Genomic DNA, 14,030 nt, shown 5'->3' on the forward strand with positions numbered 1-14,030 from the left:
CTAGCCGGGTACTTCGCGGTCGAGGACGACTTCGAGCAGGTACGGGCCGTCGTGGCCGAGCATGGCGTGGATCGCCTCGTCCACCTCACCGGGTTTGCTGACCTGCATGCCGGGCACACCGAGCGCCCCGGCCAGCGCGACGAAGTCGATGGTCGGCTCGTGCACGTCGAAGAACGGCGGGAACTCGCGCCGGCCGCTGTCGCCGTCCGGCCAGTACCGCACCAGGTTCTCCTTGAGGAGCCGGTAGCTGGAGTTGTGGCAGACCACGAACTTCGCGGCGATCCGGTGGTGGGCCGCGCTCCACAGCGCCTGGTACGTGTACATCGAGCCGCCGTCGCCGGAGAACCCGACCACGGTCCTGTCCGGCTGGGCGAGCTTCAGCCCGACCGCCCCGGGCAGGCCGACGCCGAGGGTTCCGCCCGGGGTCTGGAAGAAGTGACCGGGTCGTTCCGGCGTCACCCACCGGGTCAGGGCCGGCGAGTTGGTCAGCGCCTCGTCGAAGATGATCGCGTCCGGCGGCAGCAGGTCGGCGAGCCGGGCCGCGACCGCCGACATCCGCATCGGCGTCTCCTCGCGCCGCGCCTCGTCAGCCGCGCGCGCCTGACTCCGGGCCGTCGCGCTGTCGCTGCCCCGCTGCTGGGCCCGCTCGGCCGCGGTGCCGCGCTGCGCGTCGGTCATGACCCGGCTGAGCGAGTCGGACAGTGCCCGCAGGGTGAGCCGCGGATCGCTGACCATCCCGATGGTGACCGGGTGGTTCTTGGCGATCGCGGCGGGGTCGAGGTCGATGTGCACGACCGTCGCGTCGGCCCGGAACGGGTTGGTGGTCGCCCCGAACACGTCGGGGAACACGTAGGTCCCGCACACCACCACGGCGTCGGCCTCGGCGACTACGGCCGCGCTGTCGGTGCCGAACATGTGCCCGGTCAGGCCGGCCCACAGCGGATGGGTCCACGGCATGATCAGCTGGGAAGCCATCGCGCCCCACACCCCGGAACCCCAGGTCTCGGCGAAGCGGACCAGTTCGTCGACCGCGCCGCTGGCGGCCACCCCGTCGCCGGCCAGAATCACCGGATTGCGCGCGCCGGCCAGGAGTTTCGCGGCCGCCTCGACCGCACCGGGTTCGGGCGCGACCCGGGTGTCGGGTACGACGGTCGGCAGCACCGGCTCGTCGTTGAACTGATCGAGCACGTCCTGCGGGACGGCCAGGAAGACCGGCCCGCACGGCGGGGTCGAGGCGACCTTGACGCACCGGCGCAGCAGCCGCACCAGGCTGGCCGGGTGGATGGCACGGGTCGCGTACTTGGTCACCGGGCGGGCGATGTCGACGAGGTCGGCCGACATGTGCGCCTCCAGCGCGTCGTAGGCGACGCCCGCCTCCCCGGCCATCACCACCATCGGGGTCTGCCGGTGCAGCGCGTGGTAGAGGCTGCCGACCGCGTTGCCCAGCCCCACCCCGCTGTGCAGCAGCACCGCGGCCGGCTTGCCGGTCGCCTGGGCGTAGCCGTCGGCCATGCAGACCAGGGCCGCTTCCTGCAGACCCATCACATACTCGAGGTCCGGGAACCGGGTGATCTCGTCGAGCAGGCCCTCCTCGCTCGACCCGGGATTGCCGAACAGGTGCCGGATGCCGTCGGCGCGCAACTGTTCCAGCAGGCGCCGGTGGCCGGTAACGGCGGTCATGAGCGCCTCCCCGCACCGACCGGCTCCCGCGAACGCGACGCGACCTGCTCGATCAGGGTCCGGGCGAACGCGCCGGCCTGCGCTCCGGTCCGGCCGGTCACCAGGTCGTCGTCGACCACCACGTCGGCGTCCTCGTAGCGGGCGCCCATGTTCAGGGCGTCGCCGTACAGGTTGGGGTGACAGACCAGCCGGCGTCCGCGGATCAGCTCGGGCACCCGGGACATCAGCCACAGCCCGTGGCAGATGATCCCCTTCACGATGCCCGGCTCGGCGAACGCCCGGCGCATCAGGTCGGTGGCCGGCGGCAGCTCGGCCAGGTTCTCGCTGTACCGCAGCCGGTCGGACACCATCGCCGACGGGATGATCAGCGCCGAGTAGGAGCGCAGTTCCTCGTCGCTCATGTTCTCGAAGCTCTCGGTGCAGACGAACGGCGCCTTGTACTCGTGCCCGGTGAAGGTCAGCGACGGCTGCCCCCACATCCGGGTGAGGAAGTGCACCTCGGCGCCCTCCTCCGGGAACCGGTAGCGGTAGTACCAGATCTCGTGCTCGTAGAAGTCGCTCTCGAGCAGGATCCCGATCTTCTTGCCTTCCAGCAGCACCCGAGTCACCAGCCGTATCGACGTACGTTGCGATCCAGGACGTCGACCAGCGCCCGCCCGCAGCCGACCGAGGACTCGGTCGACCGGGCGGTGATGAACGGGTAGTCCACGATGACCGACTCGGAGTGCCCGACGTTGCCGATGAACTCGCCCTCCGGCCCGACCGCGTCGCGCAGGATGAACTCCAGCGGATAGAACGGCGGCCCGAAGTTGATGTATTCGTCGCCGAAGCCCTTCTTCGAGCCATCGACCGCGTGCGGCCCCTCGAACCCGGTGCCGTCGTGGAAGTCGTAGTCGATCGGGTGGCCGGTGACCCGCTTGCCGCGGATCAGGCTCAGCTTGCGCAGCGGATCCCGGGCGAAGGCGAGGGTGGCGACGCCGTAACAGACCGCCGCGATCGGCCGGTCCAGCCGGACGAAACCCAGCACGAGCTCGTGCAGCCGCTGGTTGTTGGCCAGGTCCACCATGGCCCCGCTGCCGCCGACGATGACCAGCGCGTCGTACCCGGGCAGGTCGTGACTGACGATGCGTTCGATCGCCTGGTGGTACGCCTCCATGTCGCGCAGATAGGTCGGCGAGCTCGGGTACGGCCGGACCGGCACCCAGTCGGCGAGGTTGTGCGGCTTGTCGAGCCGGTGCGACGCGTCCAGGTCGCGGGTGCGCCCGGCCATGTCGTCGCTCGTCACCGACTTGCCCTGCGGCGGGTCGACGAAGCCGGGGGCCATGCTGACCGCGAGCGGCGTGGGCCGGTTCCCGGTCGGGGTGAGGAACTCCACCTCGTACCCGGCCTTGTCGCAGGCCTCGAGCGGGCCGATCAGTTCCTCGCCCCAGTAACCCCACTCGGAGATCGCGAAGAGCACCCGGGTCATGACCGACCACCCTTGCGCCCGCCGGCCGTGGCCAGTTCCTGGTACAGCTCGCTGTCCTGGAGCTGCTGGGCGACCTGGCCCTTGGCCCCGATCACGTCGAGGGTGAACTCGCGATGCTGCTTGGTCAGGGCGAGATAGCGGACCGCCTGTGGATCCAGATAGACCAGGTCGGTCACGTCGAAGCTGATCGTGTCGCAGCCCGCGGTGAGCGCGGCCTCCACCTGTTCGCGCAGCACCGACAGGTCGGCCACGGCGAGCGTGCCGAGCAGCGAGATCTGCGCCCGCCCGCCGGTGGTGTCCAGCGTGTCGGCGCTGAAGGAGACCGAGACCGGCGCCAGCCGTACGCGTACCGTCTGCTGCTCCTGGCTGCGCGGCAGCCGCACGGTCAGGCCGGTCGGGTCGAAGTCGCGGTGTTCGTGGCCGTTGACCCAGACCTGCTCGATCTTCACGCTCTTCGGCGGGAGCAGGTCGGGCGAGACCCGCAGCATCCCGTTGAAGGCGCCCGGCTGCGGCCGGAAGTAGAAGTCCATCGGCTGGTTGTTGGACAGCAGGTTGCCGTAGACCGAGGCCAGGAAGGCCAGTTCCGCGCTGTGGTACATGGCCATCGAGTGCGAGCCCTTGCTGCGCTCGCCGCCGAGGGCGAACGGCATGCCGTTGGCCAGGACGTTGAAGTAGACGCCGCCGGCCCCGGTGTCGAGCATCCAGGCGTTGTAGAACGCCGCGCTCTCCCGGGCCTGCTTGGCGTACTCCGGCTTGCCGAAGACGCCGTTCAGGATCAGGTAGGCCAGGATGCCCTGCTCCTGCTGCCACCAGGCTTTGCGGTCGTGCCAGACCAGCCGGTGGAACTTCTCCCCCGGCTGTTTGACCCGCTCGACCATGTCGTACCAGCCGCCGCGCTGACGGTCGCTGCCGACGCCGGGCATCAGGTCGGCGATCTTCTCGGCGAACGCGACGTACTCGGCCTTGGGCCGGGTGCTGTTGACCCGCATCAGGTTCCACGCGATCTTCAGGTTGTGCCCGACGATCGCCCGGTTCAGCTGGGAGCCGTACTTCTGGTCCTTGCGCCAGTCACCGAAGAACTTCTCCTGGACGAACGGGCTGTTCTCGTAGTCCGGGAAGTGCTGGGTGATGGTGTCGCACTGGTCCTCGAGCATGTCGGCGAACCGTTCCTCGCCGGTGGCCAGGAACAGATTGATGAGGTACGCCGGGATGTGGTCGCCGACCGAGTTCCAGTTCTTGCGGTCCCGGTTGGTGCGGCCGCCCTCGTTCAGCGCCGGGCTCAGCGGGTCGAACGTCACCGGATCGATGTGTGAGTAGTACCCGCGCCGCGGCGTACCGTCGGAGAAGTTGGTCTTGTCCTTGAAGTATTTGTCGAACAGATTGACCGTGAGGTCGATGATCTCGCGGAGCTTCGGATCGCCGGTGATCCGGTACACCTGGGTCAGGCCGGCCAGCGCGTAGATCTGCTCGTAGCACGGGATGGCGTCGTAGTCGTCGCCGAACTCGGAGGCGAGGATCTTCCGCTCGGTGCCGTCCGGCTGGATCGTGATGGCGTGGTACCAGTACGCGATCTCCGCGGTCCGGTCCACGCAGCAGAGATGATCGATCAGGTACTGCGCGCCGGACGACGCGGCGTCCAGATAGGGCTGCTTCCCGGAGATCATGTACGCGGTGGCCAGACCGTAGATGAGTCGGGAGATCGTGTCGGTCTCCTGCCGCGTCGACTGCGTGGCGGTGCCGAGCATGGTCAGGTCGGTGCGGTAGTTGCGGAAGTCGAACGTCGTCGCGCCCGGCCCGAACTCGGAGTCGAGGTAGAAGTCGGCGATTTTGACGATCTGCTTGAGCCACCAGTCCTGCGACTCGAACCGGTACTCGTCGGCCTCCTTGCCGAACAGCGTGACGTGCTTGGCCTCGAAGGCCGTCCCGTCCGCCTCGGCCGGGTAGAACACCCCGTACACATGGATGAACCGGCCCGGCTGCATGAGCCCGCGCAGCTGGGCGGTGGCGTCGATGTACGCCTCGCCCAGATTGCGCATCATCTCGCCGACGGTGTTCACGGTGAGCTTGACCGAGTACGGCCGGCCGTCCGAGGTATGCAGCTCCGCGATGTCAGTGTCCGGGTCGTACCCGGTGAGGTAACCGGCGATGAGATCCGAGAACGTGAAGTCCAACGCGTTGGACACAGTGCCTCCAAAGGCGGGGAAGGAGAGCTGGTCAGTAGGGCCGGGACACGAGCACGGCGATGCTGCGTCCGGCGACCGCATAGGTTGATCCGTCGACGGGCTGTTCGGCGCCGGGCTCGACGATGTCGGCGGGCGCCGGGAGGGCCGTGTTGATGGCCGTGGCCCAGCGATGGCCGGGGATGCCCATCAACTCGAAATCGAGCGGCTCCCAGTACATGTTCATCATCAGGTGCAGGTCGGGCTCGTCACCCTCGCCGCCGATCGTGCAGGCCAGGGCGCGGGTGTCCGGGTCGGTCCAGCCGGGCGCGTCGAGCCGGGTGCCGTGCCAGGTGAGGTCGGGTACGCCGCGGCTGTTGGCCAGTCCGTTGTAGAACTCCCGCCGCCGCAGAACCCGGTTGGCCTTACGGAACGCCAGCAGCTTCGTCCAGAAGCGCAGCAGGTCCGGGTTGGCGTCGGCGAGGTGCCAGTCGAACCAGCTGATCTCGTTGTCCTGGCAGTAGGCGTTGTTGTTGCCCTGCTGGGTCCGGCCGATCTCGTCGCCGGCGACCAGCATCGGCACTCCCCGCGACATCATCAGCAGGGTGGCGAAGTTGCGGATCTGCCGCTCCCGGAGCGACCGCACGGCGGTGTCGTCGGTCGGCCCCTCCTGCCCGCAGTTCCAGCTCATGTTGTCGTCGTTGCCGTCCCGGTTGTCCTCGCCGTTGGCCCAGTTGTGCTTCTCGTTGTAGGACACCAGGTCGGCCAGGGTGAACCCGTCGTGGCAGGTGACGAAGTTGACGCTGTTGATCGGCCGGTGACCGCGGGCCTGGTAGAGGTCGGCGCTGCCGGCCAGCCGGGTCGCCACCGCACCGGCCAGCCCCGGCTCGCCCCGCACGAAACGGCGCATCGTGTCGCGGTACAGGCCGTTCCACTCGGCCCACCGGTAACCCGGGTAGCGGCCCACCTCGTACGCTCCGGCCGCGTCCCAGGCCTCGGCGATGATTTTGGTGTCGGCCAGCGTGTCGGACAGCTCGATCTGCCAGATGGCCGGCGGCTCGTCCAGGATCTCGCCACCGGCGCCGCGGCTCAGCACCGCCGCCTCGTCGAACCGGAACCCGTCGACGTGCATCTCCCGGACCCAGTACTCCAGGCAGTCGACCACCATCTTGGTGACGATCGGGTGGTTGGTCATCAGGGTGTTACCGCAGCCCGAGTAGTCGTAGTAGAACTGCGGGTCGGCCGGGTCGAGGTAGTAGTAGTTGCGGTTGTCCCAGCCGGCGAACGAGAACAGCGGGCCCAGGTGGTTGCCCTCGTCGGTGTGGTTGAACACCACGTCGAGGATCACCTCGATGCCGGCCCGGTGCAGCGCCTTCACCATGTCCCGGAACTCGCGGACGTGCCGGCCCAGCTCCGGGGTGGTGCAGAAACCCGCGTGCGGGGCGAAGAAGGCGGCGGTGCTGTAACCCCAGAAATTCGTCAGGGTACGGTCGCCGACCGTACGCGTCTCGCTGTCGTCGAAGTCGAAGACCGGCAGCAGCTCCACCGCGGTGATGCCGAGTTCCTTGAGGTACGGGATCTTCTCGACGACCCCGGCGAAGGTGCCCGGGTTCTTCACCCCGGCACTCGGCGACCGGGTGAACCCGCCGACGTGCATCTCGTAGATGACGAGATCCTCCATCGGGCGGTTCAGCGGTTCGTCGCCCGCCCAGTCGTAGTCGGCCAGGTCGACCACCGCCGACCGTAGCGAGGTCGCCACGTTGTCGCCGGGAACGCACGCCGATCCCCGCTCCCACAGGGTCCGGTCCAGGCCGCGGGCGTACGGGTCGATCAGCACCTTCTGCGGATCGAACCGGTGACCCTGGTGGCGGGCCTGTTCACCTTCCGGCCCGAACACCCGCAACGCGTAGAACACCGGTGCCTTCAGATCCCGGACGTACGCGTGCCAGATGGCGAAGCTCCGGTTGTCCTCCGGATCCATCGTGATGGTCTGGAACGGCTCGATCGCGTCGTGCGCGTCGAACAGCAGCAGTTCGATCCCGGTGGCGTATTCGGAGAAGAAAGCGAAACTGATGCCGCCGGCGTCCGGATGTGCCCCCAATGGATGATGGCGGCCACGTTCGACGGTATAAGACTTCGGGTGTTTCGGGGATTTCGTCGACTTCGGCAGGGTAAGAGCCTGAGCCTTCATGAACACATCCTGAGGCTGTCCGTAATGGCTTGCTATCCGCGTCGGGGTCAGCGTAGGTGAGCTTTCGTGCATGCTGCTGAGGTTCGGAGATTTGGTTACTCCGCCAGCAACGTCACGGCGTTCTGGTAGCTGTCCGGCCCGACCCGGATGTCCCCGTAGAACGGGTAGTTGAGTTCGGTCACCAGAAACAGGTTGATGCCGACCGTGGCCGTCACCCCGATCAGCAGGATCCGGCGCAACACGCCGTCCCGCACCCCACACGTCAGGCACAGCCCCAGCACCACCACCGAACTGCCGAGGACCGCGAGCCAGACAACGCCCGGGAGTTGCTGATCGTGGGCCAGCCGAACGGATTCGACGCGCAACTCGCCGGCCTGCGTCAACCGGCCCACGGCGTCCTCGACGAAGGCGCGCTGGGCCTCGGTCCTGGGCTCGAGTTGCCCGACGGTCGCGACCAGGCCGTCGAGATCACGGCCCACCTGGAGCTGCGACTCGCCGCGGATCCGGAGTGACCAGTGGTCCACCACGTCGCGGTTGTACGCGATGGCCTCGGACCGGATCTGTTCCTGCACGGTCGCGTCGAACACCCGGCTGCCCTCGGCGATCGCCACCAGGTTGGTCGCCTCCGCCTGGGTGGCCTGTTGCGCGCTGTCGAGCTTTCCCCACAGGGTGACGACGCACAGTCCGATCGCCACCGAATAAACGACCACCGCGGCCGAAAGCATCACACCGGCCGCATCGTTGTGATCGCCGCGTTCCCAATTAGGAAAAGTCCGTCTGACAATGGTCTGAAGAATCAGCATCAGCGCCGGCAGGCCGCCGAGGAAAATCAGGATGCTGAGCCATTCCGGCACGTTGAGCGCAAACCATCTCACTGAACGCGTCCTTCCTCATTCCGGGTGATGCGTTCGGCATTCATCCTGACCGCGGCAACACCGCGGCAGCGTCGATTCGCGCGAAGGCGGCGGCCAGGCCCACCGGGCCCGGTACCGTCCAAGGCCGTGAGGGCGATGATGTCGTGCCGCACCGGCTCCGCCGACCGCGCGACGGTCGAACAGGCGCTCGCCGCGATGGGCTGGTGTCCGGACCACCCCGACGATTCGCCGTACCTGCGAGGCCGGCGGGCCGAGATCGTGGCCAAGCTCCCCGAGACGGTCCGGGCCGACCTCATGATGCGCGACCCGGTACTGATCACCACGTTCCCGAACGTGTGGGGCCTCGCCTCCTTCGACCGCCGCGGCGCCCTGCTTCTGTGCCTGTTCGGCGACGACCTGGCGGCCCTCAAGGACCAGTGCGTGCACGCGGTCGCCGCGTTCCCGCCCACCTTCGAACAGGTGGTGGCCGACCAGCGCTGCGAATTCGACCCGCACGTCGAGGTACGGCGCTTCGACGGCAACGCGCTTGTCGCGCGCGGTGCCATCAGCAGCACCCGGCACATCCGCTTCCGCCGGTACGTGTGGAGCGTGCGCCGCCGCGAACGGGTCGTCCTGCTCGCGCTGATCGGCCTGTGCGTCCTGTCGACGGCGGCCGCGTTCCTGCTCTACCTGTTCTTCGACGGCAGCGACTGGGCCTACGTCCGCGGCTACCTGGACCGCCTGTCCAGCGCGGTGCAGACCGCCACCGTCATCATGGCGGTCAACCTGATCTTCGAGTACCGCGACTGGAAGGGCGCCAAAACCATCATCGAGTGGAGTACCTAGACGAGTAGGTCCCACCTGTGGTCCGCATTCGCCCCGGAACACAGAGAAGCCCTTCACCTTTTCGGGTGAAGGGCTTCTGAACTGCACTTCGTTGTAGCGGGGACAGGATTTGAACCTGCGACCTCTGGGTTATGAGCCCAGCGAGCTACCGAGCTGCTCCACCCCGCGTCGGTAGGTAAACCATACCCTGCGGCGTGGAGGGCCCGCCGGCGGGGGTCCCCCGGCCACCGGCCCGGCCCCGGTGGCCGGGCTCAAGGCCTTACCCCAGCACCGCCGGGAGCGGAATGTACCGCCCGAGCAGCTGATCCCCGGCCGCGTTCGGGTGGTAGCAGTCGTTGCGCAGGTCGGCGATCATCACGGTCGGATCGGCCGGATCCCGCAGCACCGCGTCGAAGTCGAGGACCTCGTCGAAGACCCCGCCGGTCCGGATCCACTCGTTGACCGCGAGCCGGTTCTTCTCCTTGTCGCTGCCGGCCGCGTTGCACATCGGCAGCACCGTCGCCCCGACGATCCGCAGGTGCCGGGCGTGCACCCGGTCGGCGATCCCGCGCATCGCCGCGATGACCTGCGCGGCCGGGGCCGGCGGCGCGTTGTCCCCGCCACCGAGGTCGTTGGTGCCTTCGAGCAGCAGCACCGTGCGCACCCCGGGCACCGAGAACACGTCCCGGTCGAGGCGCTGCGGCGCCGGCGGCCCGCAGCACTGGCCGGTCGGGTCGTACGGGTTGGGCTGCACGCTGACCGTGTTGCCGGAGATCCCGGCGTTGGCCACGGCGACCCGGGCCTCGGCAGGCAGCGTGTTGAGCCGGTCGGCGAGCACATCGGTCCACCGCTGCCCCGGCGGCCCGTACGCGTTGTAGCCGTCCGTGATGGAATCGCCCAGCGTGACCAGAGTCCCCTTGGCCGCCGGCCGATCGGCGCTGATCAGATCGAGCCACCAGGTCTGCCCCGGGTGATACCCGGCCGCGGTGCTGCTGGTGTTGCCCGGAATCACCGGGTAGCCGGGGAACGCGGCGTCCGAGACGTCCGCGGCGGTATTCCCGCCGGTGCCGATGTATGCCGACCAGATGCCGGCGGCGCCGGAAGCGGCGGTGGAACCGCTGGTGGCACCGGCCGAGTTGGCCGCGCTGAGGGTGGAGACGGCGGTCAGGGCGACGATCAGGCCCGTGATCCACCGGCGACGGACGGAACGCACAGTGATCACCTCCATGCTCTCCGCGTCATATTGACACAGATCCATGAGAAAAGGGGCGCGTCCGGCGCGCGCCCCTTCCGCTCGTCAGGCGGTCATGACCATGAGCATGGCCATCATTCCCTCGTCCTCGTGCACGGTGTTGTGGCAATGCAGCATGTAGCCGAAGGTGTTGTCGGCGTAGTCGGTGAATTGCATCGCGATGACCGTGGTGCTCTGCGGCGAGATCAGGATGGTGTCCTTCCATTCCGCATTCGCGCCGGTCGGCGCCGTTCCGTTGACGGTCTGCACCTGGAACGGCACGTCGTGCAGGTGGAACGAATGGGTCAGACCGGTGGCGTTGGTGATGGTCCATACCTCGGTCGCGCCCAACGTCGTCATGATCTCGCTGGCTTCCATCGCCGCCATCGTGGTCCCGGCCACCTTGTTGATGAACATGGTGTTGCCGGTGTTCGACAACGCGATCGTCCGGGTCGCATCGGGGTCGCTGACGTCCAGCGCGGTGAAGGTGTTGAGCGAGCTGGGCAGGTCGTCGGCCGCGGTGGTGGCGGTGGACGTGAGGGTGAGGATCGATGACGTCCCACTGCCGCCCCGCGCACCACCGGCGGCGACCGTGGCCTGCAGGGTGATGCTGCCGCCGGAGCTGGTGAGGTCGAGGCAGATCTCGGCCCGCTCCCCGCCCACGAGCTGCAGGGTGGTGACCGAGAGCGGCTTCGACAGCAACGCCGCGTCCGTGGCGACCTGGGTGAAGCTCTTCCCGTCGGTGCGGGTGACCGTAATGATGTCCGCGATCGACGCGTTGAGCAGGTGGAACCGCACCCGCCCGGCGTCCACCTCGAGGGTCGGCGTCCCGTTGACGGCCACATTGGACCCGTTGACCAGCAGCGGGAACGACGTGGTGGCGGCGAGCTCGCCGGCCGTGGTGGATTGGATGACCCCGCCCGAGCTCACCGGCAGCGACTGGACGATGAGCGGGAACTGGTCGGTCCCGTAGGTGTTCGGCAGCGCCGCGGCCCCGTCGGTCGCGTCGTCGACGATGAGCATCCCGGCCAGACCGCTGGCCACCTGCTCGGACGTGGTGCCGAGCGCGTGCGGATGGAACCAGAGCGTGGCCGCCCCCTGATTGATCTCGAACGACGGCGAGAACGTCCCGCCGGCGTCGATCGTGTTCTGCGGCCCGCCGTCGACCGACGGCGGGATGTGCGCCCCGTGCCAGTGCACGGTGCTGACGTCGTCGAGGTTGTTGGTGATGTCCATCTGGACGGTGTCGCCCTGCTTCACCTTGATCACCGGCCCGAGGAACGACTGGTTGAAGCCGTTGGTGGCACTGCTGACCCCACTGAGCAGGGTCGTGGTGCCGCTCTGCATGGCGAGTGTGTAGACGTCGGTCCCGCCGCTGGTGGTCGGTTCCAGCAGGGTCGGGATCTTGAGGGTGCCGGAGGCGGTGGCCGCCCGGGCCGGCTCGGCGAGGCGGAGGCTGGTGCCGGTCGCGGCGCCGACCAGGGCCAGCGCCCCGATGCCGCGAAGCAGGCTGCGACGGGAGATCACCGGCATGCTCTGGACCGACGTCAATATCGGCCGCTGCTGATCTGTCATGGCCGGGAAACGTATGAACGATTCCTGTGTCCACGGTGTGCAGTTATTGTCAAAATCCTCAGACTGTCCACAGAAAAACGACGCCAATTGTGTACGCCCTGTAATTACGCCTGATGAACCCTGAAATTCAGCCGCCCAGCAATGAGTTTCCTGTGCGCCGGCTCAAAACACTTCCATGGCCCGCTGACAGCAACCATCGATGGCTTTCACAGCGACGAACCGCACTGTAAGCCCTCATCCGCGGGTCAGCGAATCCGCCCATTCCCGCATGCCAGAAATCCGGAGAGGAAATCCCATGCGAAAACGCACCCTGACCAACGGCACGGTCATCGCGGGCGTCCTGCTAGTCCTGGCCGGCGCAGGCGTAGCCGTGGCGTCCGCGGCAACGTCAAGGGGAAACACGACGGTAGATGCCAGCGCTTCGGCGAGCACCGAGCCATCCGCCACCGCCACCGCCACCGCCACGGCCAGTGCCACCGCGACGGCCACCGCGAGCCCGTCGGCAAGCTCCACCTCGGACGGCAGCGAATGTGCGGACGTCTTCCTCACCACGGCGCCGGCCGACGACAAGGTCGGCACCCTGTGCACCGCAGTCGACTCCACCGGCACCACGGTCAGCGGCGTGACAGTCACCTTCACCGCAACGTCAGCTTGCAGCGGAAACCTGATGCTGCGAGTGTCCGGCGCCGACTCGGCCGGCGCCGAGTTCGGCGAGGTCAAACAGGTCACATGCAGCTCTAAGAAGGCGACGGCGTCGTTCACCCCAGCGTCAAAGGTCGCGTCCAACACGTTCCTCTGCGGAACCCTGCTGGCCGACAAATACACCGCCGCCCAGGCCTGCGTAACCATCTCCTGAGCCAGGAGGTGCCCGGAAACCCCTACCCAGCAGGGGTTTCCGGGCCACGGGGCGGCATCGACAATGATCTCCAGGTACCGTGTCCCGATCTTGCTGATCAAGCAGATGGACATGGGGGAAACATGCGCAACATGATCAAACGCACCCTGCTGGTGGCCATCATGGCCGGCACCGGTATCGCGGTGGCAGCAGCCCCGGCGTCGGCAAGCGCCACGGCATGCAGCCGAATCACGGTGAAGTGGGGCCTTGGCGGCGGCGGCAACTATTGGTGCCAGCAGGGCGACGGCTACTACCGCACGATGCTCTACTGCGCGACGAACGTACAGGGCACGTCGGGCGGCGCCTACTACTTCGGCCCGTGGAACCACACCGACCAGAACCCGGTCCTGGGCAAGCTGTGTCCCACCAACAAGTATTTGATCGCCACCGGCTACGACCTGGCGTAACCCACGTCAGTCGTAATAACGGCGAACGCTGGAGCCAACCCGGGTGATGTCAGTGCCATAGACATGCAGACTGATCGCAACCTCACCACCACAGTTGCGAACACGATGAATGTCCCCAGGCGGCGCAAACCCACTGACCTCACCCGGGAACCCATCCCGAACCCCAACCGCCGAAAGCGAAGAGTCAAAGAGCTCTTCACGCTCAACCCCCGCGAGCACCCCCACCACACACCAAGTGAGATGGTCGTGGATCCGGGTCCCTTGCCCAGGCCGCCAAACAAGCCCAAGAACCGAGAACGACCCATCGGGTTCGGCATGCAGCAGATGCGCAACGTACCTTCACAACCGAAGACATAACCGTAGAGCAGGCCTTGGTGGCAGCAGGCATGGCAGTAACAACAACCCCAGGCCTAGCCCTACAAACCCACAGAGCCCCAGGCTTGCACGCAACCCCGATCCCAGGCCTACAAAGACGCATCTACGTGGCCACTTACGGCGACCCTCCAGCACCCCCGGCGACGACCGGCTTCATCAAAGCCCTGACCGAGGCGAGCGCAACCTTCCGCACCGTGGGGTTTCAGGGGGCTCGGCCCCCTGAGCAGAAATGCGAAGAGGCCCCCGGTCCGCGCTTTCCGCGGACAGGAGGCCCCTCGACTCGTAGCGGGGACAGGATTTGAACCTGCGACCTCTGGGTTATGAGCCCAGCGAGCTACCGAGCTGCTCCACCCCGCGTCGGCTCGTTAAC

At 67.5% G+C, this 14,030-nt stretch carries 12 protein-coding genes, 2 tRNA genes and 1 pseudogene; 4 read left to right on the forward strand and 11 right to left on the reverse strand.

Translation table 11 applies throughout. The annotated features are described in order from the left end of the window. From Adu01nite_RS03300 to Adu01nite_RS03325, 6 genes are read right to left on the reverse strand one after another with little or no spacing between them, the layout of a single operon-like run. Entirely contained in the window at positions 1–1,680 is a 1,680-nt protein-coding gene (locus Adu01nite_RS03300) for a thiamine pyrophosphate-binding protein (RefSeq protein WP_203724721.1), read from the reverse strand. Then, positions 1,677–2,288 (reverse strand): DJ-1/PfpI family protein, encoded by a 612-nt coding sequence (locus Adu01nite_RS03305; protein WP_203724722.1) that lies wholly within the window; start codon positions 2,286–2,288, stop codon positions 1,677–1,679. Before Adu01nite_RS03305 ends, Adu01nite_RS03300 begins: the two co-directional genes overlap by 4 nt. Then, on the reverse strand, positions 2,285–3,148 hold the full coding sequence (locus Adu01nite_RS03310; RefSeq protein WP_203724723.1) for a type 1 glutamine amidotransferase domain-containing protein: 864 nt from the start codon (positions 3,146–3,148) through the stop codon (positions 2,285–2,287). Before Adu01nite_RS03310 ends, Adu01nite_RS03305 begins: the two co-directional genes overlap by 4 nt. Next, positions 3,145–5,331 (reverse strand): AGE family epimerase/isomerase, encoded by a 2,187-nt coding sequence (locus Adu01nite_RS03315; RefSeq protein WP_203724724.1) that lies wholly within the window; start codon positions 5,329–5,331, stop codon positions 3,145–3,147. The genes Adu01nite_RS03310 and Adu01nite_RS03315 overlap by 4 nt, the downstream gene beginning before the upstream one ends. 31 nt (positions 5,332–5,362) lie before the next feature. After that, positions 5,363–7,570, reverse strand: coding sequence for a glycogen debranching protein GlgX (glgX, locus tag Adu01nite_RS03320; RefSeq protein ID WP_307836524.1), 2,208 nt, complete (start codon positions 7,568–7,570; stop codon positions 5,363–5,365). Between the two features lie 23 nt (positions 7,571–7,593). Then, entirely contained in the window at positions 7,594–8,352 is a 759-nt protein-coding gene (locus Adu01nite_RS03325; protein WP_203724726.1) for a bestrophin-like domain, read from the reverse strand. A gap of 147 nt (positions 8,353–8,499) precedes the next feature. Here Adu01nite_RS03325 and Adu01nite_RS03330 point away from each other — a divergent pair, with 147 nt between their 5' ends. Then, positions 8,500–9,198, forward strand: coding sequence for a hypothetical protein (locus Adu01nite_RS03330; RefSeq protein ID WP_203724727.1), 699 nt, complete (start codon positions 8,500–8,502; stop codon positions 9,196–9,198). A 94-nt stretch (positions 9,199–9,292) separates the two neighbouring features. Here Adu01nite_RS03330 and Adu01nite_RS03335 read toward each other — a convergent pair. From Adu01nite_RS03335 to Adu01nite_RS03345, 3 genes are all read right to left on the reverse strand, one after another. Continuing rightward, positions 9,293–9,366: transfer RNA gene (locus Adu01nite_RS03335), tRNA-Met, on the reverse strand. A gap of 91 nt (positions 9,367–9,457) precedes the next feature. Beyond that, positions 9,458–10,390, reverse strand: coding sequence for a GDSL-type esterase/lipase family protein (locus Adu01nite_RS03340; RefSeq protein ID WP_203724728.1), 933 nt, complete (start codon positions 10,388–10,390; stop codon positions 9,458–9,460). 84 nt (positions 10,391–10,474) lie between these two features. Next, a complete protein-coding gene (locus tag Adu01nite_RS03345; protein WP_203724729.1) occupies positions 10,475–11,983 on the reverse strand; it encodes a multicopper oxidase family protein in 1,509 nt (502 codons plus the stop codon). A gap of 295 nt (positions 11,984–12,278) precedes the next feature. Between Adu01nite_RS03345 and Adu01nite_RS03350 the strand changes: the two genes are divergently transcribed. Together Adu01nite_RS03350 and Adu01nite_RS03355 are read left to right on the forward strand one after the other, a co-directional pair. Further along, positions 12,279–12,839, forward strand: a complete 561-nt coding sequence (locus Adu01nite_RS03350; RefSeq protein ID WP_203724730.1) for a hypothetical protein — start codon at positions 12,279–12,281, stop codon at positions 12,837–12,839. Between the two features lie 131 nt (positions 12,840–12,970). Further along, positions 12,971–13,285: a hypothetical protein gene (locus tag Adu01nite_RS03355; RefSeq protein ID WP_203724731.1), complete on the forward strand. Its 315-nt coding sequence runs from the start codon at positions 12,971–12,973 to the stop codon at positions 13,283–13,285. Between the two features lie 6 nt (positions 13,286–13,291). Here Adu01nite_RS03355 and Adu01nite_RS48800 read toward each other — a convergent pair whose 3' ends face one another. Further along, positions 13,292–13,609: a cysteine dioxygenase family protein gene (locus Adu01nite_RS48800; RefSeq protein ID WP_203725102.1), complete on the reverse strand. Its 318-nt coding sequence runs from the start codon at positions 13,607–13,609 to the stop codon at positions 13,292–13,294. On the opposite strand from Adu01nite_RS48800, the pseudogene Adu01nite_RS48805 reads away from it, so the two are divergent. Beyond that, positions 13,609–13,962: pseudogene (locus Adu01nite_RS48805) on the forward strand (hypothetical protein); the annotation flags it as partial. The gene Adu01nite_RS48800 and the pseudogene Adu01nite_RS48805 overlap by 1 nt on opposite strands. On the opposite strand, the gene Adu01nite_RS03370 reads toward Adu01nite_RS48805, so the two are convergent. Further along, a tRNA-Met gene (locus Adu01nite_RS03370) sits at positions 13,944–14,017 on the reverse strand. The pseudogene Adu01nite_RS48805 and the gene Adu01nite_RS03370 sit on opposite strands and share 19 nt — an antisense overlap. Positions 14,018–14,030: the final 13 nt, after the last annotated feature.

The organism is Paractinoplanes durhamensis (genome assembly GCF_016862175.1).
Taxonomy (GTDB): Bacteria; Actinomycetota; Actinomycetes; order Mycobacteriales; family Micromonosporaceae; genus Actinoplanes; species Actinoplanes durhamensis.